Origin of the sequence: Streptomyces sp. NPDC053755 (genome assembly GCF_040677675.1) — a bacterium.
Lineage (GTDB): Bacteria > Actinomycetota > Actinomycetes > Streptomycetales > Streptomycetaceae > Streptomyces.
Window position 1 is genome coordinate 36,956 of record NZ_JBFASK010000022.1, and the last position, 23,316, is coordinate 60,271.

Below are 23,316 nucleotides of genomic sequence, written 5' to 3' on the forward strand. Positions count from 1 at the left end.
AACGAAGGGAGTGCCGCTATGGCAGCGGGAACCATCCGCTACTGGGCCGCGGCCAAGGCCGCCGCCGGAGTCGCCGAGGAGCCGTACGCCGCGGAGAACCTGGCGGAGGCCCTCGACGCGGCCCGCGAGAAGCACCCGGGCGAGCTCGTCCGCGTCCTCCAGCGGTGCTCGTTCCTCATCGACGGCGACCCCGTCGGAACCCGCGCGCATGAGACCGTACGGCTTGCCGAGGGCGGCACGGTCGAGGTGCTCCCGCCGTTCGCAGGAGGGTGAACCGCACAGCATGAGCAGCGATCAGCAACATCCGTACGACCCCTCGTACGACCCGTACGCCCCGCAGCAGCAGGGCGCCGGCCCGTACGGCGGGCATCCGCACGGCCACGCCCCGCAGGCGTACGACCAGCCGGCCGACATCCGGCAGCCGTACGGACAGCAGCAGGCCTACGGGCAGCCGCAGCCCGGGCAGCAGGCATACGGACACCCGCTGCCCGCAGGACAGCAGCCCTACGGGCAGCCGCGGCAGTCCGGACAGCCCTACGGCCAGGCCTCCGCGCAGGAGCCCGGCCCCCAGGCCCCCGGGGGGCACACCTACGGCCGGCAGCCGCACGGACAGCAGGACCCCGACGTCACCCAGACGTGGGAGGGCCAGACCTGGGACACCCAGTACCAGCCGACCGTCCGGCCCGATGCCGTCCCGCACCCGGCCCCCCGGCCCGCCGCGGACGACACCGCCTCCCTGCCCCCGCAGGGCGCGTCCGGCCACGACGCACGGCCCCCGGCGCCCCAGGAGACCCCCGGGCCCCTGAGTCCCGCCCCGCAGTACTCCCCGCCCACCACCGGCGGCAGCACCCGCCTCACCGACGCCCAGCGCGCCCGCGCCGAGGGCCGGTCGCCCATCATCGACCCCGGCGTCCAGCCCGCCGCGCTCACCGCCGTCCTCGGCGTGCTGCTCGCCGCCGGCGCGGCCGTCGGCCCGTACGCGCTGCTCGTGCCGCTCGTCCTGCTCCAGGCCGTCACCGCCGCCGGCTGGTTCCGGCTCAACGGCATGTGGCCGGCCCGCCAGGGCATCGCCCTCGCCTTCCTCGGCGGCCTCACCGCCGACATCGTGCTCCTCGCCACCGGCCGCGAGCACGCCCCCGCCGCGATCATCGGCACGCTCGGCGTCTGGGTGCTCCTCACCCTCGTCCTCCAGCTGCGCAGCCGCGCCGACGCGGACGAGCGGATGTACGGCCTCATGGCGACCGTCGCCTCCGCGGCCCTGACCGTCGTGGCCACCGGACACCTCGGCGCCGCCCCCGACGCCGTGACCGTCGGCGGGATCGCCGTCGCCGCCGCCGTCCTCGCCCGCGCCCTGCCGCTGCCCGGACCGGCCTCCGTCGTCGTGGCGCTGCTCGCCGCCGCCGGCGCCGGCATCGCCGCCGGGGGCTTCACCGACCTGGGCTCCTCCGGGGCCCTCCTCGGCCTGGGCGCCGGCGTCTGCGCCCTGGTGGGCCTGCGGGCCGCCGCCTACGATTACCCCTCCCGCTTCGTCCACATGACGGCCGGCGTCGCCCTGCCGCTGGCCGCCGCCGCACCCGCCGTCTACCTGCTGGGCCGCGCGCTGGCGTGATCCCCGTCGCAGCGCCCCCGGGAACCAACCGGCCCCCCGACACGTCGATCAACGTGTCGGGGGGCCGGAGACTTTTGGGGGATGCACGGGCCATGCGAGCTCTACGCGTATTGCTGATCGTGGCCGTCGTGCTGGGCGGCCTCTTCGTCGGTCTGGACCGGCTCGCCGTCAACTACGCCGAGTCGGAGGCCGCCGACCGGGTGCGGCTCGGGCCCGGCCGGGCCGGCTCCACCGAGGTCGACATCAAGGGCTTCCCCTTCCTGACGCAGCTCATGGACAAGCGCCTCGACGAGGTCGACGTGAAGCTGACCGGAGTCGAGGCGACGGCGGGCAGCCGCAGGATACGGATCAGCGAGATGACCGCCGCGCTCCACGACGTGACGGTGAACGGCGACTACTCCAGCGCCCGCGCGGGCTCCGCCACCGGCACCGCCCTGATCTCCTACGCCGACCTCACCGCCGCGTCCGACAGAGACGTGACCGTCGCCTACGGCGGCAACGGCAAGGTCAAGGTCACCGGCGGCATCGAGATCCTGGGCCGCACGGTCACCCGCAGCGTGATCTCCACCGTGACCGTGACCGGCGGCGACACGATCCGGGTCCGGGCGGACGAGGTGCCCGGCGAGGGCATTCCGGGAGTCGAGGGTCTGGTCCGCGAGCGCACCGACTTCGACCGCCGGATCGGCGGCCTGCCGGCCGGCATGAAGCTCGAGAAGGTCGAGGCCCGCGAGGACGGCGTGGCCATCGCCGTGACCGGCAAGGACGTGGTCCTCGCGAGCTGACGCCGCACCCCCTGGGGCCCTTGGGCCACATGGTGAGACGGCGCAGTCCGATACGTAGATGGAAAGCCCCGGCACCTCCGCGCGGAGGTGCCGGGCGATGCCGTGCGCAGTGATCGCGTCCCACATCTCGGACGATCGCGTCTCAAAATACGACACGCCGGTGACACGGCCACCCGTCCGTCCCTACGATCGTGGCATGAAGCGACAGGCGGAACTCACGAAGCGGCGGGCAGTAGACCTGTGCCGCGTCGCCGCCATGCTCTGTCGCTCCGTCTGAGCGGAGCCCCCGAGCCCCGCATTCCCCGGGCCCGCCGACCGGCACGGTCGGCGCCGCCCCGTGTAGCCGTACGCACGCCATGCCGCGTACCCGCACCACTTGCGCCACACCGCCGAACACTGCCCCGGAGGAGAAAAGCATGAGCCGCAGCGACGTCCTGGTAGACGCCGACTGGGTCGAGGCGAACCTCGACAACCCCCAGGTCGCGATCGTCGAGGTCGACGAGGACACCTCGGCCTACGAGAAGAACCACATCCGCAACGCGATCCGGATCGACTGGACCCAGGACCTGCAGGACCCGGTCCGCCGCGACTTCATCGACCAGGAGGGCTTCGAGAAGCTCCTCTCGGCCAAGGGCATCGCGAACGACACCACGGTCGTCCTCTACGGCGGCAACAACAACTGGTTCGCCTCCTACGCCTACTGGTACTTCAAGCTCTACGGCCACCAGGACGTGAAGCTCCTCGACGGCGGCCGCAAGAAGTGGGAGCTCGACTCCCGCGACCTCGTCGCCGAGGTCCCGACCCGCCCGGCCACCGAGTACAAGGCCAAGGCCCAGGACAGCTCGATCCGCGCCTTCCGCGACGACGTCGTGGCCGCGATCGGCGCCCAGAACCTGGTCGACGTCCGCTCGCCCGACGAGTTCTCCGGCAAGCTGCTCGCCCCGGCGCACCTCCCGCAGGAGCAGTCGCAGCGCCCCGGCCACGTGCCGAGCGCCCGCAACATCCCGTGGTCGAAGAACGCCAACGACGACGGCACCTTCAAGTCGGACGACGAGCTCAAGGCCCTCTACGAGGACGAGCAGGTCGACCTGGCGAAGGACACCATCGCCTACTGCCGCATCGGCGAGCGCTCCGCGCTGACCTGGTTCGTGCTGCACGAGCTCCTCGGCGTCGAGAACGTCAAGAACTACGACGGCTCGTGGACCGAGTACGGCTCCCTCGTCGGCGTGCCGATCGAGCTCGGCGCCAACAAGTAAGCCCCGGACCTCCTCCCCTCCGGACCCCTCGACCGTAAGGACAGAACAGACATGTGTGGAGCGCAGCCCGGCGGCCCCGACGCCTCGACGATCAAGCCCGGTGAGACCACCATCCAGGGCTTCGTGACCAAGGACGGCGAGCCGGTCACCGGTTACGTCCGTCTCCTGGACTCGACCGGCGAGTTCACGGCCGAGGTCCCGACCTCCGCCACCGGCCAGTTCCGTTTCTACGCGGCCGAGGGCACCTGGACCGTCCGCGCCCTGGTCCCCGGCGGCACCGCCGACCGAAAGGTCGTGGCGCAGCAGGGCGGCCTCGCCGAGGTCGCGATCGCGGTCTGACACACCGCACCGCAGAACCGGCCGAAGGGCCGTGCCTCCTGGGGGTTGGACGCCATCCGGGACTTGAGGCACGGCCCTTCGGTCTGCCCGCGTGCGGGGTGCGGTCGTACGGTGGAGGTATGTACGCACGTCGGCGGCATGTCTACTTCTGGATGATGGGCATCTGCGTGGCCCTCTTCGTGGGCGCCTGGGCCGTGGTGCGGCTGTTCTCGATGCCCGGCGCCATCGGCATGTGCGTGATCGCCATGGTCATTCCGCCGGTCGCCGCGATGGTCGCGAACCGGCGGGGCCCCGAGGACAGGTGGTGGGACGATCCGTCGGGCGACCCGAAGTCCGACGAGTGGTGGGACGAACTCGACGGCAAGAGGCGCCGGGAGCCGTGACCGGAAGCCGGCGCGGAGCTGCGCCGCCCGGTCGGGGTCAGTAGACGAGCGCCTGGGTGCCGTCCGTCATCGCCTCCTGGACGAAGACCTGGGCGCCGGCGATGCGCACGCCCTCCAGGACGTCCTTCTCCGTGATCTCGCGGCGCGCCGCGCACTGCGTGCACAGCGTGATGCGGCCGGCCGCGAGGATCGAGTCGATCAGGTCGGGAAGCGGTGCGGCGTGCGGCAGTTCGAACTCGGCCGCCCGTCCGGGGAGCGCGAACCACGACGACTCGCCCGTCAGCCAGAGCGAGACCTCGACGCCGCTGGCCACGGCGACCGCGGCCACGGTGAAGGCCTGCGAGCAGCGTTCGGGGGCGTCGGCCCCTGCGGTCACCTTGATCACGAGCTTCTTCGCCATATACCGAACTGTAATGCGAAGTCGTGCAACTTCATGCATGACCCACGTGTCAGGTGGGTGCGCAGGTTACGGAATCTGCGCTTCAAGTCTCGTGGGGGGACTTTTGAGCGTCGAAGCACACACCCCGGACCCGTCCTCGCCTCCGCCGGAGGCGACGCCGGAGACCGCCCCGGAGCCCGCGACGGCTCAGCGGCGGCGGGTCGCCCGGACAGCCGGGCTGATCGCCGTCGCGGCCGTCCTCGGCCTCGTCGGCGGTACGGCGGTGGGATACGGCATCCAGGCCGAACGCGAGCCGACACCACTGCCGGCCCTGAACCAGCCGGCCCTCGCCTACCCGTCGAAGCCTCTGCCGAAGGGCCAGGAGCCTAAGCCCCTGAGCGCGGCCGAGGACCGCGGGGCCAGGACGGGCGGCGACCTGCGCAAGCTGCTGCTGCCGAGGCCGGCGGGCGCGCGCGCCGCGGAAGGCCGTCCGGAGGACGGCTGGATGCGGGTGGCGTCCTACGCCGGCTGGTACAAGGACGAGGGCTACATCCTCGAGCTCCTGAACGAGAGCCGGATCCGTCGGGTCGCCACGCGGAGCTGGCAGACCGGCGAGCACCGGGAGGCCGTCGTCCAATGAGGGCGACCCGGTCAAGGGCAGCGGAAACGGCCGCTATTACCTCTACCCGGTCGAGAAGAAGGCCGGATACCTGGACTTCTACCAGGCTCGGGCGGTCCTCCACCGCGGAGACGTGATGGTCGACATCCACCTCTTCGACACCAAGAAGATCAGCAAGAAGGACATCCGCACCCTGGCCGAGCGACAGCTGGAGCGCCTGTGAACGACGACCGGACCCCCGACCAGGCTCCGGAGCAGATGGCCGGTGCCGAGGCGGCCGGGCAGGCTCCCGCGCCTGACGCCGAGCGGACGGCCGACGCCGGGCAGGCTCCCGCGTCCGCCGCCGAGCCGGTGGCCGACGCCGACGCCGAAGCCGACGTCGACGCCGCGCAGGCGCCGGGCCGCGCGGGCGCCTCCCGTACGGGGTGGGCGCGCACGCTGCTGACCGTGGCGCTCCCCGCGGTGCTCGTCCTCGGGGCGATCGGCGGCGGCGTCACGTACACCGCCGTCACCGTGAGCGGGGCCGACCGCTCCTCCCCGACACGCGTGTGGGAGACCTCCGACTGGACGGGCGGCGAGGACCCCGCCCTCGGTGCGGCACGGGGCAACGCCTCGACGCCCCTCAGCAAGCTGCTGCTGCCGGTGCCCGAGGGGTACCGCCTCGGCCCGGACGTCGAGTCGTACGGCAACGACGGCGAACTCGGTGACGAGGAGGCCGTCGCCCTGCTGAAGAGCGAGGGCCGCGGGCTCGCGGGCAAGAAGCGCCGCGACTACGAGAAGCGCGTCGACAAGCTCGGTGTGCAGGGCATCGCCGTCCGCTCCTTCGCCTCCCGGGACGACGACCTCCTCGTGGAGGTCCAGGTCATCCGCATGAAGAACAAGAAGCGGATCCACGACATGTACGAGATCAAGCAGGAGCTCGCCGAGCTCCTGGAGTTCCCGAAGGGCCCGAAGATCCAGGGGCACAAGAACTCCTTCTGCCACGCGATGCCGGACTGGGGCGTGAAGGACGACGACAAGAAGGCGGAGCTCGACGGCATGAGCTGCACCGCGTACGACTCCGAGCTGCTCGTGACGGTCACGTCCTCCGGGTCCAAGCCGTTCGACAAGGCGGCCGTCGCCGCGCTGGTGAAGAAGCAGCTCGACCACATCGAGTCCCCGGGGGAGTACGTATGAGCGAGCAGACCGACACGGCACCGCGGCGACCGGCCGCGGCGCCCTCCGAGCCGGTGGCCGACGCCGCCGAGCCGGAGACGGTGCCCTCCGAGCCGGTGGCTCCCGCCGCCGCGCCGCCGGAGGCCGCTCCCGTCCCGTCGGAGGCCGACGCCGGGTCTTCCGGCGCCCCCGTCGTCGCGCGCGGCTCCGCCCGGCGCGTGCTGTGGGCCGTCGCCCGCTGGACCGCCGCCGTGGTCGTGTGCGGCGGCCTCGGCGCCGGGACCGCGATCGGCATCACCTCGATGGAGCGCACCGACGTCCCCGGCCTGGAGACCGAGCACGACGGCCGGTGGCAGTACCCGGAGCTGAGCCTTCCGGCCCTGCCGCAGGGCTCACCTCGCCCCTTCAGCCAGGGCAACGAAGGCGAGGTCCACCACGCGGACCTGCGCGCCCTGCTGCTGCCCGCGCCCGTCGGCGCCACGGTCGACCCCCGGGTGAACGGCGGCTGGGTCACCGTGGAGCAGTACCTCACGACGTACCGGAAGGACGACCGGACCGAGCTGCGGCAGACCCTCGCCGACTCCGCGCTCCGCCACATCGCGGCCCGCGCCTGGACCACCCCGGACGGCACGACGACCCGTGTCCAGCTGCTGCGGTTCGGCTCCGTGGCCTTCGCCGAGGCGTTCAAGGACGACGCCCTGAAGGCCGGCTCGGTGGACGGACCGCTCCTGGAGGGGGTCGAACAGGTCCGGACGGACGGCTCGCTCGTCAGCCGGGTCACCGTGCAGTACACCGCTCGCTACGCCTACGTGGAGGAGCCCGCCGACGCCGAGCAGAGCCGCTGGGCCTACATCCAGGCGGGCGACACCGTCGCCCTGATCACGCAGTCCCGCAAGGGCGAGGCGCTCACGGTCCCCTTCCAGCAGACCGTCGCCCTGCAGAACCAGCTCCTGGGCTAGCGACGGTCCCCGGGTGGCTTGACCCACCTCACAGAGAGAGGCCGGGCCCCGGCCCACTAAGCTGGGGTCCGGCCCGTTTCGCCTTCACCGCTCATTCGAGGAGCACCCTGTGATCATCTTCTTCGAAGCCCTGCTGGTCCTGGTCTGCGTCGGCGTCCTCGCCTTCACCGGTCTGGCCGTGAAGAAGCTGTACCAGGGCCAGCGCTAAATCACCCCTACAGATCGACAGAGCTGCTCATGATCGAGATCCCGTCCGACCTCAACCCGGACCTCGTCCCCCTCGCGTTCCTCCTCGGGACGTGGGAAGGCGCGGGCGTCTCCGACTTCCCCGGCGCCGAGAAGTGCAACTTCGGTCAGTCCGTGACGTTCAGCCACGACGGCCGGGACTTCATCGAGTACGTCTCCCACTCCTGGGTGCTGGACAACGACGGCAACAAGGTCCGCCCGCTGGAGAGCGAGAGCGGCTACTGGCGGATCGACAAGGACCGCAAGGTCGAGATCGTCATGGTCCGTGACCAGGGCATCGTGGAGATCTGGTACGGCGAGCTCGCCGCCCAGAAGCCGCAGATCGACCTCGTGACCGACGCCGTCGCCCGTACCGCCGCCGCCGGCGCGTACAGCGGTGGCAAGCGGCTCTACGGCTACGTCAAGGGCGACCTCATGTGGGTGGGCGAGAAGGCCACCCCCGAGGTCCCGCTGCGGCCGTACATGTCGGCGCACCTGAAGAAGGTCGTGTCGCCCGAGGAGGTCGCGGAGATGGCGCGCGGTCTCGGCGACCTGCCGGACGACGGCATCGCCTTCTTCAAGTAGGCGCTCCGAACCTCCCGGTATCGCGCCACGCCCTCCTACACTGGGGGGCGTGGTGAGCACCGACTGGAAGAGCGACCTGCGGCAGCGCGGCTACCGGCTGACGCCCCAGCGTCAGCTTGTCCTGGAGGCCGTCGACACGCTCGAACACGCGACGCCCGACGACATCCTCGGCCAGGTCCGCAAGACGGCCTCCGGCGTCAACATCTCCACCGTGTACCGCACGCTGGAGCTGCTGGAGGAGCTGGGCCTCGTCAGTCACGCCCACCTGGGACACGGAGCCCCGACGTACCACCTCGCCGACCGGCACCACCATCTGCACCTGGTGTGCCGGGACTGTACGAACGTCATCGAGGCGGATGTCGACATCGCCGCCGAGTTCACCGGCAAGCTCCGTGAGACGTTCGGGTTCGACACGGACCTGAAGCATTTCGCGATCTTCGGCCGCTGCGCGGACTGTTCGAACAAGGACGGGGCCACGCGGTCGTAGGCTGGTCCCCATGCAGCGTCATTCCACGCACAGCCCTCTGCTCTCCCTGCCCGGCGCCGTTCCCGCCGAAGGCCGGGACGAAGGCGTCGCCGCGCACTACGGCGACCTGTTCCGGGAGCAGCGCGCCCTCGCCGCCGGCACCGGTTTCGTCGATCTCTCCCACCGCGGTGTCGTCACCGTCACCGGGGACGACCGGCTGAGCTGGCTGCACCTGCTGCTCACCCAGCACGTCTCCGAGCTTCCGGCCGGCCAGGCCACCGAGGCGCTGATCCTCTCCGCGAACGGTCACATCGAGCACGCCCTCTACCTCGTCGACGACGGCGAGACCGTCTGGGCGCACGTCGAGCCGGGCACGAAGGACGAGCTCATCGCCTATCTGGAGTCGATGAAGTTCTTCTACCGCGTGGAGGTCGCCGACCGTACGGAGGAGGTCGCCGTCGTCCATCTGCCGGCCGGGTCCATCGCCGAGGTGCCGGAGGGCGTGGTCGTACGGGAGACCCCGCACGGCCGTGACCTGTTCCTGCCGCGGGCGGAGCTGGAGTCCTTCGGGGCCGCGCACGGCCCGGCCGCCGGGATCCTCGCGTACGAGGCGCTGCGGGTCGAGACACACCGTCCGCGGCTCGGATTCGAGACCGACCACCGGACGATCCCGCACGAGCTGGGCTGGATCGGCAGCGCGGTGCACCTGCAGAAGGGCTGCTACCGCGGTCAGGAGACCGTGGCGCGCGTCCACAACCTGGGAAAGCCGCCCCGGCGGCTCGTCTTCCTGCACCTGGACGGCAGCGAGGTCCACCTGCCCGGCCACGGCACCCCGATCCGGCTCGCGTCGGACGGCGCCGAGGGGCGCCAGCTCGGCTTCGTCACCACCTCGGCACGCCATCACGAGCTGGGGCCGATCGCGCTGGCGATGCTGAAGCGGAACGTGCCGGTGGACGCGAAGCTGCTCGCCGGGGACACGGCGGCGGCGCAGGAGACGGTCGTGGAGCCGTAGGACCCTGATGTCCGAGCCCTGAACCGTGCGGAACCGAGCCCTACGGCCGGCGGCGGGAGGCTCAGACCTCGATCAGGACCGTGAACGGGCCGTGATTCGTGAGCGAGACGCGCATGTCCGCTCCGAACCGGCCCGTTTCCACCTTCGCGCCCAGCTCGCGCAGCCGCTCCACGACCTCGTCGACGAGGGGCTCGGCGACCGGGCCGGGCGCGGCGGCGTTCCACGTGGGCCGGCGGCCCTTGCGCGCGTCCCCGTAGAGGGTGAACTGAGAAATCACCAGCAAGGGCGCATTCACGTCCGAACAGGATCTCTCGTCCTCCAGAATCCGGACGGACCACAGCTTTCGGGCCAACTGGGCGGCCTTCTCCGGTGTGTCGTCGTGGGTCACTCCCACCAGCACACACAGTCCCTCGCCGACGATCTCGCCGACCGTCTCTCCTGCGACGACGACGCTCGCGCCGTCCACTCTCTGCACCACCGCACGCATACGGACCAACCTACCGACCCGACTCGTCTGGGGCTGAACGGGTGCAGAGCGCCTGCACACACACGTGCGGGGGTGGCACCATGCGTGTCAGGCGGTGCGGCTCCGCACCGGTCGAGGGGACGATTCACATGAGTGCACATGGCGCCGGGCAGACGCCGTCCGGTCCCGTACCGCTGACCCGAGCCGGCGCGGCCGTACGTCCACCGATGCAGCGCACGGCGGCTCCGTCGCTGCCGGAACCGCCACAGCCGGACATCGCCGGGCTTCGGCTGCCCGAGCTGCGTGCCCTGCGCCGCGACGCCCAGGGCGACGAGGCCGACCTCAGCTATGTGCGACGGATGCTCCAGGGCCGGATCGACATCCTGCGGGCGGAACTGGCCCGCCGTACGGATCCGGAGGCGTCGGTCATGGACCGGCTCTCGGAGATCCTCGCGGACGCGCCCTCCCGGCTGCGGACCTCGGCGCGGCACGTCACGCTGTCGACGCCGCGGAGCGAGGAGTACCGGCGGCTCGCGGCCGAGATGCTGTCGGAGGTCGAGCTGTCGGACCTCTGCGCCCGCACGGACGACGAGCTGCACACGGCGATGGGGCGGCTCGCGGGCTACGAACAGCAGGTCTCACAGCGCAGGCAGCAGCTCCAGCGGACGGCCGACGACTGCAGCGCGGAGATCGCCCGCCGCTACCGCGAGGGCGAGGCGCAGGTGGACGACCTGCTGATGTGAGGCGGGCGGCGGCGCGCCGGGCGGGGCAAGGGGCGCGGCTCCCGTACGGGGACCGCGCCGGGCGGGGCAGGGGGCCCCACGTGGGGCGAGGGGCGCGGCCGCGCCCGCGGAACCGGGCGAAACTCGCGTGCGCGGGGCGGGAGACCGCGCATAGCCTCGGGGGATGAGCCTTGAGGTGCGCGCCGTCGACGAGTCCGAGTACGCCGACTGGGTGCGGGCGGTGCACACGGGCTTCCTGCGGCCCCCCGTCGTGTCGGACGAGGAGGTCGCCGACCGGCTGCCGCACACCGACCTCACGCGCGTCCTCGGCGTCTTCGACCGGGGGCGGGTCGTCGCCACCTTCCGGTCGTTCACCCAGGAGCTGAGCGCGGTCGGCGGCGGCACGCTCGTCGCCGACGCCGTCTCCGGCGTCACCGTCTCCGCCACCCACCGCCGCCGCGGCCTGCTCCGCCGCATGATGGCGGCCGACCTCGCCGCGGCGCGGGAGCGCGGCGACGCCGTCGCCACGCTGATCGCCGCCGAGTACCCGATCTACGGCCGGTACGGCTTCGGGCCCGCGACCTGGACGACCGAGTGGACCGTCGACGTCCGGCGCGCCGGCCTCGACCCGCGCCGCTCCGGCCGGCCCGAGGACGGCGGTCGGATCGACTTCGCCGACGGCGAGGAGATCCGGAAGATCGGCCCCGGGCTCCATCGCGCCCTGGCCGGCGTCCGCGCCGGCATCGTCGGCCGAGACGCCCGTGGCTGGGACGTCGGCACCGGCCTCGGCCACCAGAGCCGGCCCTGGACCGAACCGTTCTACGCCGTCTACCGCGACGAGGACGGGACCGCGCAGGGATTCGCCGCCTACACCTGCGACGACAAGTGGGAGGACGGCAAGCAGCCCCTCAACACCGCCACCGTCCGGGATCTGATCGCCGTCACGCCGGCCGCCGAGCGCGCGCTGTGGACGTTCCTGTGCTCCCTCGACTGGGTCACCACCGTCGCGTCGGGTCACCGCGCCCCCGACGACCTCCTGCCGCTGCTCCTGCCGGACCCGCGCGCCGCCCGTGTCACCACGCACGCCGACATGCTGTGGGTCCGGGTCCTGGACGTCGTCAAGGTCCTGGAGGGCCGTACGTACGGAGCCACGGGCGGTCTCGTCCTCGAACTGCGGGACGACGACGGGCCGGCGGGCGGCCGCTACCGCCTCGACGCCTCCCCGGAGGGCGCCGCCTGCGCCCGTACCACCGCGTCCGCCGACCTCGTCCTGGACGTGGCCGAGTTGGGCACCCTCTCGCTCGGCGACGAGTCGGTCGTACGGCTCGCGGCCCTGGGCCGGGTGGAGGAGGTCTCCCCGGGCGCCGCCGCCCTCGCCGACGTGCTGCTGCGGACCCCGCGCAGGCCCTGGTGCCCGGACGTCTTCTGACCCGGACATCTCCTTCCCTTGCCGCTGCCGGGGCGGCCCTGGCCCGAGACCGTGCGGGCCTGGCCGCACACCCGGTCCGGCCGGGACGGTCCTGGCCGCCCGGTCCTCACCTCGTACGCAGCCGGAAGAGGCTCTCCGAGGCCGTCACCGCGAGGGCGAGCAGCCCGGCGCACCAACCGAGCGCGATCCAGGGCGTGTCGCCCACCGGCTGGTCGAGCAGGAGTCCGCGCAGCGACTCGATCACCGGGGTCACCGGCTGGTGTTCGGCGAAGCCGTGGAGCCAGCCGGGCATGGTGTCGATCGGTACGAACGCGCTGCTCGGGTAGGGCAGGAACATCATGAGGAAGGTGAAGCCGCCGGCCGCCTCGGGTGTTCTGGCGAGCAGTCCGGCGGCGGCCGACAGCCACGAGATGGCGGTGATGAAGGCGACGAGCAGGCCGATGGCCGCGAGCCAGCCGAGGGGGGTCGCCGTGGGCCGGAAGCCGATCAGGAAGGCGACGCCGAAGACGAGCACGGTGGCGAGCAGGTTGCGGGCCACGCTGGCGCCCACATGTCCGGCCAGGATCGGCGTACCGCCGACGTCGAGCGACCGGAACCGGTCGATGATCCCGCCCTTCATGTCCTCGCTGACGCTGACGGCGGTGCTCGCGGAGCCGAACCCGGCGCACAGGAGCAGGACACCGGGGACGACGTAGGTGACGTAGCGCGTCCCGGTGTCGATGGCCCCGCCGAAGAAGTACACGAAGATCAGCATCAGCATGACCGGGAGCATCATCGAGGTGATGACGGCGTCCGGGTTGCGGCGGCTGAGGCGGATGCCGCGGCCGGTCAGGATCCTCGCGGTGGTCAGCGTGTCAGACATGGGCGGGCTCCCGGGGGTCGCGTGAGGGGTCCTCGGCGCCGTCGCGCGCGGTGAGGGTCAGGAAGACGTCGTCGAGCGTCGCGGTGTGCAGGGCGAAGCGCGTGATGTCCCGGCGCTCCGGGTCGAGTTCGTCGAGGAGCGCCCGGACGTGGACGGCGCTGCCGTCGGTGGGGACGCCGAGGGTGAGGGTCTCGGGGGAGTGGTGGACCGCCCGGCCCGCCAGCCGCAGGTAGGCGTGCTCGTCGGCGAGGACGAGGTCGAGGCGGTGGCCCGCGACGCGTGACTTGAGCGCGTCGGCGGTGCCCTCCGCGACGATCCGGCCGGAGTCCATGACGGCGATCCGGTCGGCGAGGCGGTCGGCCTCCTCCAGGTACTGGGTGGTCAGGAAGACGGTCGTGCCGTCCGCCGCGAGGTCCCGGACGACCTGCCAGAGTTCCTGGCGGCTGCGGGGGTCGAGGCCGGTGGTGGGCTCGTCGAGGAACATCACCTCGACGCGGCGGACGAGCCCCGCCGCGAGGTCGAGGCGGCGGCGCATGCCTCCGGAGTACGTCCCGGCCCGACGGCGGCCGGCGTCGGCGAGGCCGAAGCGTTCCAGGAGCTCGGCGGCGCGCCGGTCGGCGTCCCGGCGGGAGAGCCCGGAGAGCCGGGCGGCCATGCGGAGGTTCTCGGCGCCGGTCTGCGTGTCGTCGACGGCCGCGAACTGGCCGGTGAGGCTGATGGCCCGGCGGACGTCGGAGCGTCGGGTGACGACGTCGTGGCCCGCCACGCGCGCGTGGCCGGCGTCGGGCCGGGTGAGGGTGGTGAGGATGCGGACGGTGGTGGTCTTGCCGGCGCCGTTGGGGCCGAGGAGGGCGAAGACGGAGCCCCGCTCGACGCGGAGGTCGAGGGATTCGAGGACCGTGACGGTCCCGTACGCCTTGCGCAGGCCGGCGGTCTCGACCGCGGGCCCGGAGGTGGGTGGGGTGGCGGATGGCATGACGGCTCCTGCTCCTCGAGCTGGGACACGTGCTGCGGACGGATCACACGAAGGCTTACTGCGTATGCCCTACGCGTTACTGTGTAAGGGTTACGCATTACTAGGATGGCCGTCAAGCGCGAGGTGTGGAGGCGGCGACTCATGGCGGACGACAAGAGCGGTGGCGGGACGTTCCTGCCCGCGAGCATCGAGGCCGCCTGGGGTCTGCGGGAGCGGCCCTCCAAAGGGCCCAAGCCCGGACTCACCCTCGACCGGATCGTCGCCACGGCCGTCCGTGTCGCCGCGGCCGAGGGGCTCGACGCCGTCTCCATGGGGCGGATCGCCAAGGAGCTGGGCGTCTCCCCGATGTCGCTCTACCGCTACGTCGGCGCGAAGAGCGAGCTGTACGTCCTGATGACGGACGCGGCGACCGGCGCGCCGCCCGAGGTGTTCCCGCCCGGTACGCCGTGGCGGGAGGCGATGGAGGCGTGGGCCCGGGCGATGCGCGACCTCTACCGGCGCAACCTGTGGATGGTCCGCGTCCCCGTGTCGGGGCCGCCCGCGACGCCGCACACCGTCGCCTGGTGGGAGAAGGGCATGGTGGCCCTGGCGGGCACCGGCCTCGACGAGGGCGCCAAGATCTCGGTCATCCTGCTGGTGAGCGGATTCGTGAAGAGCGACGCCATGACGAGCGCCGACCTCGCCGCCGCCATCGCCGCGAGCGGGGAGGAGGCGAACGTCGTGATGGCCCGGTACAGCCGGATGCTGCGCCGCCTCGCCGATCCGGAGCGCTACCCGGCGGTGGCCAGGATGCTGGACTCGGGGGTCCTCGACGAGGCGGACGAGCCGGACTACGAGTTCCGCTTCGGCCTGGCGCGGCTCCTCGACGGGGTCGCGGTCCTGGTGGACGGGGTGACGGGAGACGTCTCGTAGGGAGGCGGGCGGGCCTCGGTCCGCTCGCGGTTCGAGGTAGGGCCGCAGGTAGGCCCACTCGTCCAGGAGCGTGCGGTTGAAGCGTTCGACCTTGCCGTTCGTCTGCGGACGGTAGGGACGGATCTTCTTGTGGGCGATGCCGGCCGCGGCCGGTCCCCGCGCTGGGCGCTGATCAGGTGTGCTCTAGCCTGACGGGGATCGGACCGTTTGGAGCCAGGGGTGGGGATCCGCATGGCAGCGCGCACGACCGACGACACGGGACGCGGGCGGGTGCGGTGGCCGTCGGGCCGCCGGGGATCGGGGCGCGGGCTCCACCCCCTCCTCGCGGCCGTCACCGCGCTGTGCGCCCTCGGACTCGTCACGGGCTGCTCCGCCCTGGGGAGTTCGCTGCGCCTCGTCTGGGAGGCCCCGGTCGACAACGGCGCCAGGACCTACGGCAACGGGGCCTGGCTGGTCGGCGAGACGCTCGTCCGCAGCCGGTACGACGCGGTCGGCGCCTTCGACGCGAGGACGGGCAAGGTCCGCTGGGAGTACGCCCCGCCCGGGCAGGAGCACATCTGCGCCGTCAGCCGCCGCACGGCCGGCTCCGTCCTCCTGATCGCCCGGGGGAACGTGATGAAAGCGGGCTGCTCGACGGTCGCCGCGCTCGACCTCATGAGCGGCCGCGAGCGGTGGCACACGCCCCGCACCCCGGGGGGAAACCTGACCGAGACGTTCGCGGACATGGTCGCCGTCGGTGGCGGGGTCGCCGTCCTGCGGGACGCCGACGACCTGTGGACCCTCGACGACGACCTGTGGACCCCCGACTCCCGGCCCGCCGTCTCCGGAACGAAGGCGCTGCGCGCTTTCGACCTGCGGACCGGCGCCCCGCGCTGGACGGCCGCCGTCCCCGAGGGCTGTGTGCCCGAGCAGGTCGCCGCCGGGGAGCGGCAGGTCGTCGCGGTACTCGCCTGTGGCCGCACCGATCTGCGGCTGGCCGCGTTCGACCCGGCCGGCGGCGGGCTGCGGTGGACCGCTTCCCTCGGCGGGCGGACGGCGCCCGCACCGGACGGCCAGGTGGCCTTGCTGTCGGCCGAGCCGCCGGTCGTGCAGAACGGCGGGACGACCGAGGGCGAGCAGGGCGCCTTCCTCCTCTTCGGCGAGGACGGGAAGGCGGCCGGCCGGATCGAGACAACCGGCGGGTATGGAACCATCCGGGCGCATGCGCCGGCCCTCGTGACCGTCGCGGACGGGCGGCTCTACGCCGGCGCCGAGATCAGAGAGCGCAAGTCGTACCGGGACCGGGTGGTCGCCTTCGACCTCGCGAGCGGCAGCCAGGTCTGGCTGGCGGACGTGGCCGTCGCGGGCGGCCTGCGCGCCCTCGACGTGACCGGCGGCCGGGTGACCGTCCTCGCCGACCGCGGCTCCCGGCAGGACAGCCTCGACGAACTGGTGGTGCTCGACGCCGCCACCGGTGAGGAGAGGGAGAGCATCGACACCGGCAGCGACGTGGACCGGCACAAGGGCGAACTGGCGGGCGTGCGCGTGTACGAGGACCTGGTCGTCGCCGTGCGCTGGGGCTCGGGAGTGCGCCCCTTCTCGGCGTACACACGCGACTGACGCGTCGGGCCCGGCGGGAATCGTCGGACACGCCCTCACCGGGCGCGCGGGGACTCGTGGGGCGGTGGGGCCTCGCGAGGCGGGCGGGGCCTTGGGGCCGCGCGGCGGTCCTGCGTCGTCCCGGCGCGCGGTCAGCCGTACATGCCGCTGAGTTCGGCGGCGATGCGGGCGAGGTGACGGCGGGCCTCGGGCGGGTCGAGGATCTCGGCCCGGGCGCCGAGCCCGGCGAGCCGGGCGGCGACGGCCTCGGGGGAGGGGCCGTCGACCTCGATGGAGGTCCAGCCGTCCCGGCCGGTCGCCCCGAGGCGTATCCGCGTCCCGAACAGCCCCGTCAGAACGCCCTCCGTCCCGGGTGCGGCCCGTCCCCGGACCGTCGCCGCCACCATGCGGGTCTCCATCCGCGCTGCCAGTGCCCGCCAGGCGGTGGCGAGGTCGAAGTCCTCGGGCCGTACGACGGGTTGACCGGTCGCCTCGACGGACGTCACCCGGTCGACGCGGAAGGCGCGCGGGCCCTCGTCCGTGCCGGCCACCAGATAACGGACCCCGGCCTTGGCCGCGATGCCCAGGGGATGGACGGTCCGCTCCCGGGGTTCCCGTCCGGGCGAGGCGTATCCGATCCGTACCCGCGTGCCGTCGACCACCGCCCGCTGGAGAGCGGGGAGCCGGGGCTCGTCGGTCCGGGCACCCGACCAGTCCGTACCGTCGGCGACCCCGGCCCGCGCGGCCGCTTCCGCGTCCTCCCGCAGTGGCGCGGGCAGGGCGCGTACGAGCTTGCGGAGGGCGACGCGCAGGTCGGGGGCCGTGGCGCTCGGCCCGGTGAGGAGGAAGAGCGCGCGGACCTCGTGCGCGGTGAGGCCGGTGAGGTCGGTCCGCGCCCCGCCCACCAGCGCCCACCCGCCACCGCGACCCGGCTGCGAGTACACCGGGATCCCGGCGGTGGCGAGCGCCCCCAGGTCCCTGCGGGCGGTCCGCTCGGACACCTCGAGCTCGGCGGCCACCTCGGCGGCGGTGACGCGGCCGCGGGTCTGGAGGAAGAGCAGGGTGGCGACGAGTCGATCGGCTCTCATGCGGATCATTGTGCGGCAACCCGCCGCCGAACCACGGGAGTTCGGCGGCGGGGGCCCTGGCGGCTCAGTGGGCCGTGAGACCGGCCTCGCGCTCGGCGGTCACGACGGGCGCCTCCGCCCCCGCCGGGCCGCCCGCCTGGGAGGCGCCGCCCGTCCCCGCCCGGCTGTCCGTCCGGGAGGCGCTCGCCACCGCCCGGCTGTCCGTCCGAGGCCGCCGCAGGACCGTCGCCGCGACGACGAGGGCGGCGACGAGGAGGCCGGCGCCCACCGCGAAGGCGAGGTGATAGCCGCCGGTCAGCGCCTCGGGGGCGGGACGGCCCGCCTCCGCGAGGCTCTCGGTACGCGAGGCGGCCAGGGTGGAGAGGACCGCGATGCCCAGGGCCATGCCGATCTGCTGGGTGGTGTTGAACAGGCCGGAGGCGAGCCCCGCGTCCTCCTCCTTCGCGCCGGACATCCCCAGTGAGGTGAGGGCCGGGAGCGCGAGACCGAAGCCGGCCGCGAGGAGCATGACGGGCAGCAGGTCGGTGGCGTACGAGGCCCGCACGGGCACCCGGGTGAGCAGCCCGAGGACGCCGATCAGGAGGACGAGGCCGGTCAGCAGCACATTGCGTTCGCCGAAGCGCGCGACCAGGCGGGCGGAGACGCCCAGGGACACGGCGCCGATCACGGCCGCAGCCGGGAGCATCGCGAGACCGGTCTCCGCGGCGCCGTAGCCGAGCACCTTCTGCAGGTAGAGCGCGACGAGGATCTGGAACGAGAAGAGCGCGGCGACCATCAGCATCTGGACCAGGTTGGCGCCCAGGACGCTGCGCGAGCGGAGGATCCGCAGCGGCATGAGCGGGGTTCTCGCCGTGGCCTGGCGGACGACGAAGCCCGCGAGGAGGGCGAGCGCGAGACCGCCGAGTCCGAGCGTGTGGGCGGAGGCGGCGCCGTACTCCTCGACCTTGACGACGGCGTAGATGCCGAGCATCAGCCCGGACGTGACCAGCAGGGCGCCGACGAGGTCGGCTCCGGCCTTCAGGCCGAGGCCGCGGTCGCCGGGGAGGGCGGGGAGGGCGACGAGGAGGACCGCGATGCCGACGGGCAGGTTGATGAAGAAGATCCAGTGCCAGGTGAGCGCGTCGGTCAGGACGCCGCCGAGCACCTGCCCGAGGGAGGCGCCGGCCGCGCCGGTGAAGCTGAACACCGCGATGGCCCTGGCCCGTTCGCGCGGGGCGGTGAACAAGGTGACCAGGATGCCCAGGCTGACGGCGGAGGCCATGGCGCTGCCGGCTCCCTGGAGGAAGCGGGCGGCGATCAGCACGCCGGGGGAGCCGGCCACGCCGGCCATGAGGGAGGCGGCGGTGAACACGCCCGTACCCGCGAGGAACATCCGCTTGCGGCCGATGAGGTCGCCGAGGCGCCCGGCGAGGAGGAGCAGGGACCCGAAGGCGATCAGATAGGCGTTGACGACCCAGCTCAGGCCGACCGGGGTGAAGCCGAGGTCGCCTTGGATGGCCGGCATGGCGACGGTGACGATGCTGCCGTCGAGGATCGTCATGAGCATCCCGGCGGACAGCACGCCCAGGGCGAGCCGGCGGGAGCGGGCGGGCGCCCCGGAGGCGGTGTCGGTGGGGGAATCGGTGGCGGGCATCGCGGGCACTCCTGTCGTCGGACGGCAACAGGAACGACCGTAGCAGATAGTTTTGTTGCAGACTATCTTTTACGGATCGATGAGGGCGAGGGTGCGGACGCGCGCGCCGGGGGTCATCCCTTCTGGCGCGCCCGCCTGGCCGGCCGTGGACCCTCGGCGGGGGTTTCCAGATGGCCGGTGACCAGGCGGTTCAACGCCCGGAGCAGGACCGTGCGCTCCTCCTCGGGCAGGGAGCCGAGGGTGTTCTCATGGACGCGGTCGACGATCTTCTGACTCTCTCCGGCCACCTTCGCCCCCTCCTCCGTCACGGCGATGATCCGCGCCCGGCGGTCGGCGCTCGACGGCCGCCGCTCGGCGAGCCCGGCCTTCTCGAGCGCGTCGACGGTCACCACCATCGTGGTCTTGTCCATGTCGCCGATCTCGGCGAGCTGTGCCTGGGTCCGCTCCTCCTCCAGCGCGTGCACCAGGACGCAGTGCATACGGGGAGTGAGTCCGATCTCCCCCAGCTCGGCGCTCATCCGCGTCCTCAGGACGTGGCTGGTGTGATCCAGCAGGAAGGAGAGGTCCGGCTCGGTGCGGGTGGGTGCCATGGCTGTCATGTCGGCCAGGGTAGAGGAAGTCGATCCGTGGCGGATTATCAGGAAGCGGACGACTGGAACGTGTCTCGCATCCGGTCCCTGCCGTCGCCCCGGCGGCCTGGCCCGACCGTGAGCGGCCCCGGCGCGGCCGCGGTTGACGCGCGGGCGACCGCCCGGAGGGGGGCAGGCGATGTGCGACACACTTGCAAGCAGTTGCTTGCAATAGTTAGCAGGGTCTGGCAAGGTCGCAGCATGGCATCACTCAACGTCGGCAATCTCGGCGAGTACCTCCGCGAGCAGCGGCGCACCGCGCAGCTGTCCCTGCGGCAGCTCGCCGATGCCGCCGGGGTGTCGAACCCGTATCTGAGCCAGATCGAGCGGGGGCTGCGCAAGCCCAGCGCCGAGGTGCTGCAGCAGGTCGCGAAGGCGCTGCGGATCTCCGCCGAGACGCTGTACGTGCAGGCCGGGATCCTCGACGAGAAGGAGCGGGAGGAGCTGGAGACGCGCGCCGTCATACTGGCCGATCCCTCGATCAACGAGCGGCAGAAGCAGGTGCTGCTCCAGATCTACGACTCCTTCCGCAAGGAGAACGCCGCCGAGAGCGCCGAGACCGCCGCGCGTGCGGCGCGGACCGCGCCGGGTGACGAGGCGGGCGCCGACTCCGGTGCCGGCCCGGGTGCGGATCCGGGCGACGACGTGGGTGCCGAACGATCCTCGAACGACCCTCGAACCAGTACGTGACGTCCGGGAGGACCACCACCATGGCCATCATCGAAGAACTGCGTACCCCCCTCTACTTCGCCGCCGGTACCGCCGATCTCGCCGTCCAGCAGGCCAGGAAGGTCCCCGGGCTGATCGAGCAGATCGCCGCCGAGGCCCCCGCGCGGATCGAGGCCGTGCGCAAGACGGACCCGAAGGCCGTGCAGGAGAAGGTGTCGGAGCGGGCCAAGGAGGCCCAGGTCACCGTGCAGTCCAAGCTCGCCGAGGTCGTGGGCAACTTCGACACCGACCTGAAGAAGCTGGGCGAGCAGGCCCAGGACCTGGCCCTGCGCGGTGTCGGTGTGGCCGCCGAGTACGCGGTCAAGGCCCGGGAGAAGTACGAGGAGGTCGCCGCGCACGGCGAGGAGGCCGTGCGTTCCTGGCGCGGTGAGGCCGCCGACGAGATCACCGAGATCGCCATCGTCGTCGAGCCCGAGGCGAAGACCGAGTCGGAGAAGGCGGGGACGGCCGAGGTGAAGGCGGAGGCCACGTCCGCGGAGCCCAAGGCCGGCCGCAAGACCGCCGTCCGCAAGCCCGCCGCCAAGAAGACCACGGCCGCCACGGAGCAGTGACCCCGGCGGCGTGACGCAAGCCCGGGCACCGATCAGGGTGCCCGGGGCGTTGAACCGGGTACCTTGGCCGCGAGGCGCTCCATCCACTCACGAGGCGGTGCTACGCATGTTGCGCGCGGGATTCGACTCCATCATCTGGCTGGTGATCGGCCTGGTCTTCATCGGCTTCGCCGTCACCGCGCTCGTCTTCGCGGCCATGGCGCGCGAGGACGCCTACCGCGCGGCCGACAAGCAGACGAAGAAGTTCTGGCTGATCCTCCTGGGCATCAACCTCGCCCTCAACCTGCTGCTGCCGATGCTCTTCCTCCAGATCGCCGGTCTCATCGCGGCCATCGTCTTCATGGTCGACGTCCGGCCCGCCATCCGGCAGATCTCCGGCGGAGGCGGCGGCCGTCGCGGCGGCTCCAGCAGCGACGGGCCCTACGGCCCGTACAACGGCGGCCGCTAGGGCGTGTTTCGACAGGCGCGGAGAGGCCCGCGAGGGGCCCGTCGCGCGAGGACGCCGATCGAATGGCAAAGGGCCCGGGCTCAGCCCGGGCCCTTTGCCGTGCCTCGGGCTCAGCGCCGGGGCCGTCCCCATGACGCGGGATCAGCGCCGGGCCCGTTCCCCGGGCCCAGTGCCGGGCCCTTTCCAGGGCCGCCGCCGTTCAGCCCCGGGCCCTTTCCAGGGCCAGGACCGCCACGTCGTCCGTCAGCTCGCCGCCGTTCAGCGACCGGACCTCCGTCACCGCCGCTTCCAGGAGCTCCTCGCCCCGCAGCCCTTCCGCCAGCTGCCGGTTGATCATCGCGACCATCCCCTCCTGGCCGAGCCGAGGCGAACCCGGGCCCGCCGAGCGGCCCTCGATCAGCCCGTCCGTGTACATCAGCAGGCTCCACGTCCCGCCCAGCTCCACCTGGCGGCGCGGCCAGCGGGCGCGCGGCAGCAGGCCGAGGGCCGGGCCGCTGTCCTCGTACGGCAGGAGCCGCGCCGCCGCGCCCGCCCTGGCGATCAGCGGCGAGGGGTGCCCGGCGAGGCACAGGCCGGCCCGGCGCCCGTCCGGCGCGATGTCGACCGTGCAGAGCGTCGCGAAGATCTCCTCGCTCTCCCGCTCGTGCTCCAGGACCTGCTGGAGCGTGGAGAGCAGCTCGTCCCCGCACAGGCCCGCGAAGGTCAGCGCCCGCCACGCGATGCGCAGCTCCACGCCGAGCGCGGCCTCGTCCGGGCCGTGCCCGCAGACGTCGCCGATCATGGCGTGGACCGTGCCGTCCGGGGTGCGGACGGTGTCGTAGAAGTCGCCGCCGAGCAGCGCGCGCGAGCGGCCGGGGCGGTAGCGGGCCGCGAACCGCAGGTCGGAACCCTCCAGCAGGGGAGTGGGCAGCAGCCCGCGCTCGAGCCGGGCGTTCTCCTGGGCCCGCAGCCGCGACTCGGCCAGCTTCACCTGTACGGCGTCGGCCCGCTTGCGCTCCACCGCGTACCGGATCGCCCGGCTCAGCAGCCTTCCGTCGAGCTCCTCGCGGAAGAGGTGGTCCTGGGCCCCCACCCGTACCGCCTCCGCCGCCAGCTCCGCGTCCGCCGAGGCGGCGAGCGCCAGGACGGCGTGGCGCGGCGCGAGCCGCAGGACGTGCCGCAGCGGGGCCAGGGGGTCGTCGCCGGCCGCCCGGGGCCCGGGCAGGGCGAGGTCGACCAGGACGCAGTGCACGTCGTCCGTGAGGAGCCGCTCGGCCTCGGTGAGGTTGCGGGCGGTACGGATCCGGACGCGGGTCCCGTCGGCGTCGAGCATCTCGGGTACGGCGAGGGCACCCGCCGGGTCGTCCTCGACGACCAGAAGGGTCAGGTCGGTGCCTGTCGTCGCCGTGGCGACGGTGGCGGCCGTGGCAGCCGGGGCGGCGGTGGCAGCGCCTGGCGCCGCAGCAGAGACGCTTCTCTGTCGCGGTACGGGTATGGGCATCGGCTTTGTTTCCTTCCCTCCCCCCGAGGGCGCGGCGTGACGAC

At 72.8% G+C, this 23,316-nt stretch carries 27 protein-coding genes and 1 pseudogene; 19 read left to right on the top strand and 9 right to left on the bottom strand.

Features of this window, described 5'->3' with window-relative positions:
• Positions 1–18 precede the first annotated feature (18 nt).
• The 6 genes from AB0K65_RS21230 (at position 19) to AB0K65_RS21255 (ending at position 4,369) form a co-directional block, all read left to right on the top strand.
• Positions 19–273 (top strand): MoaD/ThiS family protein, encoded by a 255-nt coding sequence (locus AB0K65_RS21230; RefSeq protein ID WP_365718715.1) that lies wholly within the window; start codon positions 19–21, stop codon positions 271–273.
• 10 nt (positions 274–283) lie between these two features.
• Positions 284–1,609 (top strand): hypothetical protein, encoded by a 1,326-nt coding sequence (locus tag AB0K65_RS21235; RefSeq protein ID WP_365718717.1) that lies wholly within the window; start codon positions 284–286, stop codon positions 1,607–1,609.
• A gap of 92 nt (positions 1,610–1,701) precedes the next feature.
• A complete protein-coding gene (locus AB0K65_RS21240) occupies positions 1,702–2,391 on the top strand; it encodes a DUF2993 domain-containing protein (RefSeq protein ID WP_365718719.1) in 690 nt (229 codons plus the stop codon).
• 416 nt (positions 2,392–2,807) lie between these two features.
• On the top strand, positions 2,808–3,647 hold the full coding sequence (locus AB0K65_RS21245) for a sulfurtransferase (RefSeq protein ID WP_365718721.1): 840 nt from the start codon (positions 2,808–2,810) through the stop codon (positions 3,645–3,647).
• A gap of 51 nt (positions 3,648–3,698) precedes the next feature.
• Positions 3,699–3,986, top strand: a complete 288-nt coding sequence (locus tag AB0K65_RS21250; protein ID WP_365718723.1) for a DUF1416 domain-containing protein — start codon at positions 3,699–3,701, stop codon at positions 3,984–3,986.
• A 119-nt stretch (positions 3,987–4,105) separates the two neighbouring features.
• The gene (locus AB0K65_RS21255; RefSeq protein WP_365718725.1) at positions 4,106–4,369 is read left to right on the top strand and encodes a DUF3099 domain-containing protein; all 264 of its coding nucleotides are present in this window, start codon (positions 4,106–4,108) and stop codon (positions 4,367–4,369) included.
• 37 nt (positions 4,370–4,406) lie between these two features.
• Here the strand turns inward: AB0K65_RS21255 and AB0K65_RS21260 are convergent, their stop codons facing one another.
• Complete coding sequence (locus AB0K65_RS21260) at positions 4,407–4,769, bottom strand: DsrE family protein (protein ID WP_137994334.1); 363 nt, start codon at positions 4,767–4,769, stop codon at positions 4,407–4,409.
• Between the two features lie 103 nt (positions 4,770–4,872).
• Between AB0K65_RS21260 and AB0K65_RS21265 the strand changes: the two genes are divergently transcribed.
• The 6 genes from AB0K65_RS21265 to AB0K65_RS21290 all read left to right on the top strand — a co-directional run bounded on the left by AB0K65_RS21265 (position 4,873) and on the right by AB0K65_RS21290 (position 9,769).
• Complete coding sequence (locus AB0K65_RS21265; protein WP_365718727.1) at positions 4,873–5,388, top strand: hypothetical protein; 516 nt, start codon at positions 4,873–4,875, stop codon at positions 5,386–5,388.
• 198 nt (positions 5,389–5,586) lie between these two features.
• Complete coding sequence (locus tag AB0K65_RS21270) at positions 5,587–6,543, top strand: hypothetical protein (RefSeq protein WP_365718729.1); 957 nt, start codon at positions 5,587–5,589, stop codon at positions 6,541–6,543.
• The gene (locus tag AB0K65_RS21275) at positions 6,540–7,481 is read left to right on the top strand and encodes a hypothetical protein (RefSeq protein ID WP_365718731.1); all 942 of its coding nucleotides are present in this window, start codon (positions 6,540–6,542) and stop codon (positions 7,479–7,481) included. The genes AB0K65_RS21270 and AB0K65_RS21275 overlap by 4 nt, the downstream gene beginning before the upstream one ends.
• A 237-nt stretch (positions 7,482–7,718) precedes the next feature.
• Positions 7,719–8,291 (top strand): FABP family protein, encoded by a 573-nt coding sequence (locus tag AB0K65_RS21280; protein WP_365718733.1) that lies wholly within the window; start codon positions 7,719–7,721, stop codon positions 8,289–8,291.
• 49 nt (positions 8,292–8,340) lie between these two features.
• Positions 8,341–8,778, top strand: coding sequence for a transcriptional repressor (locus AB0K65_RS21285; RefSeq protein ID WP_365718736.1), 438 nt, complete (start codon positions 8,341–8,343; stop codon positions 8,776–8,778).
• A 10-nt stretch (positions 8,779–8,788) separates the two neighbouring features.
• Positions 8,789–9,769 (top strand): folate-binding protein, encoded by a 981-nt coding sequence (locus AB0K65_RS21290; RefSeq protein ID WP_365718739.1) that lies wholly within the window; start codon positions 8,789–8,791, stop codon positions 9,767–9,769.
• 61 nt (positions 9,770–9,830) lie between these two features.
• Here AB0K65_RS21290 and dtd read toward each other — a convergent pair whose 3' ends face one another.
• Complete coding sequence (gene dtd, locus AB0K65_RS21295) at positions 9,831–10,256, bottom strand: D-aminoacyl-tRNA deacylase (RefSeq protein ID WP_365718741.1); 426 nt, start codon at positions 10,254–10,256, stop codon at positions 9,831–9,833.
• A 128-nt stretch (positions 10,257–10,384) separates the two neighbouring features.
• On the opposite strand from dtd, the gene AB0K65_RS21300 reads away from it, so the two are divergent.
• A complete protein-coding gene (locus AB0K65_RS21300; protein ID WP_365718743.1) occupies positions 10,385–10,978 on the top strand; it encodes an ABC transporter substrate-binding protein in 594 nt (197 codons plus the stop codon).
• A gap of 163 nt (positions 10,979–11,141) precedes the next feature.
• Positions 11,142–12,386, top strand: coding sequence for a GNAT family N-acetyltransferase (locus AB0K65_RS21305; protein ID WP_365718745.1), 1,245 nt, complete (start codon positions 11,142–11,144; stop codon positions 12,384–12,386).
• A 106-nt stretch (positions 12,387–12,492) separates the two neighbouring features.
• Here AB0K65_RS21305 and AB0K65_RS21310 read toward each other — a convergent pair whose 3' ends face one another.
• Both AB0K65_RS21310 and AB0K65_RS21315 read right to left on the bottom strand, forming a co-directional pair.
• Positions 12,493–13,248 carry an ABC transporter permease gene (locus AB0K65_RS21310; RefSeq protein ID WP_365718746.1) on the bottom strand — a complete coding sequence of 252 codons (756 nt, stop codon included), beginning with the start codon at positions 13,246–13,248 and terminating at the stop codon, positions 12,493–12,495.
• Complete coding sequence (locus AB0K65_RS21315; RefSeq protein ID WP_365718747.1) at positions 13,241–14,224, bottom strand: ATP-binding cassette domain-containing protein; 984 nt, start codon at positions 14,222–14,224, stop codon at positions 13,241–13,243. The genes AB0K65_RS21310 and AB0K65_RS21315 overlap by 8 nt, the downstream gene beginning before the upstream one ends.
• Before the next feature lie 141 nt (positions 14,225–14,365).
• Here AB0K65_RS21315 and AB0K65_RS21320 point away from each other — a divergent pair, with 141 nt between their 5' ends.
• Entirely contained in the window at positions 14,366–15,136 is a 771-nt protein-coding gene (locus AB0K65_RS21320) for a TetR/AcrR family transcriptional regulator (protein ID WP_365718748.1), read from the top strand.
• A 36-nt stretch (positions 15,137–15,172) separates the two neighbouring features.
• On the opposite strand, the pseudogene AB0K65_RS21325 reads toward AB0K65_RS21320, so the two are convergent.
• Positions 15,173–15,274, bottom strand: a pseudogene (locus AB0K65_RS21325) (integrase core domain-containing protein); the annotation flags it as partial.
• A gap of 93 nt (positions 15,275–15,367) precedes the next feature.
• Between AB0K65_RS21325 and AB0K65_RS21330 the strand changes: the two are divergent.
• Positions 15,368–16,735, top strand: coding sequence for a PQQ-binding-like beta-propeller repeat protein (locus AB0K65_RS21330; RefSeq protein ID WP_365718749.1), 1,368 nt, complete (start codon positions 15,368–15,370; stop codon positions 16,733–16,735).
• A gap of 131 nt (positions 16,736–16,866) precedes the next feature.
• On the opposite strand, the gene AB0K65_RS21335 is transcribed toward AB0K65_RS21330, so the two are convergent.
• The 3 genes from AB0K65_RS21335 to AB0K65_RS21345 form a co-directional block, all read right to left on the bottom strand.
• Entirely contained in the window at positions 16,867–17,802 is a 936-nt protein-coding gene (locus AB0K65_RS21335; RefSeq protein ID WP_365718750.1) for a WYL domain-containing protein, read from the bottom strand.
• Positions 17,803–17,866: 64 nt separating this feature from the next.
• Complete coding sequence (locus tag AB0K65_RS21340; protein ID WP_365718751.1) at positions 17,867–19,435, bottom strand: MFS transporter; 1,569 nt, start codon at positions 19,433–19,435, stop codon at positions 17,867–17,869.
• Between the two features lie 113 nt (positions 19,436–19,548).
• A complete protein-coding gene (locus AB0K65_RS21345) occupies positions 19,549–20,034 on the bottom strand; it encodes a MarR family winged helix-turn-helix transcriptional regulator (protein WP_365718753.1) in 486 nt (161 codons plus the stop codon).
• Positions 20,035–20,265: 231 nt separating this feature from the next.
• Between AB0K65_RS21345 and AB0K65_RS21350 the strand changes: the two genes are divergently transcribed.
• The 3 genes from AB0K65_RS21350 to AB0K65_RS21360 all read left to right on the top strand — a co-directional run bounded on the left by AB0K65_RS21350 (position 20,266) and on the right by AB0K65_RS21360 (position 21,792).
• Entirely contained in the window at positions 20,266–20,754 is a 489-nt protein-coding gene (locus tag AB0K65_RS21350) for a helix-turn-helix transcriptional regulator (RefSeq protein WP_365718755.1), read from the top strand.
• Between the two features lie 20 nt (positions 20,755–20,774).
• Complete coding sequence (locus AB0K65_RS21355) at positions 20,775–21,344, top strand: hypothetical protein (RefSeq protein WP_365718757.1); 570 nt, start codon at positions 20,775–20,777, stop codon at positions 21,342–21,344.
• 106 nt (positions 21,345–21,450) lie between these two features.
• A complete protein-coding gene (locus AB0K65_RS21360; protein ID WP_365718760.1) occupies positions 21,451–21,792 on the top strand; it encodes a DUF2516 family protein in 342 nt (113 codons plus the stop codon).
• A 199-nt stretch (positions 21,793–21,991) separates the two neighbouring features.
• Here AB0K65_RS21360 and AB0K65_RS21365 read toward each other — a convergent pair whose 3' ends face one another.
• On the bottom strand, positions 21,992–23,272 hold the full coding sequence (locus AB0K65_RS21365; RefSeq protein ID WP_365718762.1) for a fused response regulator/phosphatase: 1,281 nt from the start codon (positions 23,270–23,272) through the stop codon (positions 21,992–21,994).
• Between the last annotated feature and the right edge of the window lie 44 nt (positions 23,273–23,316).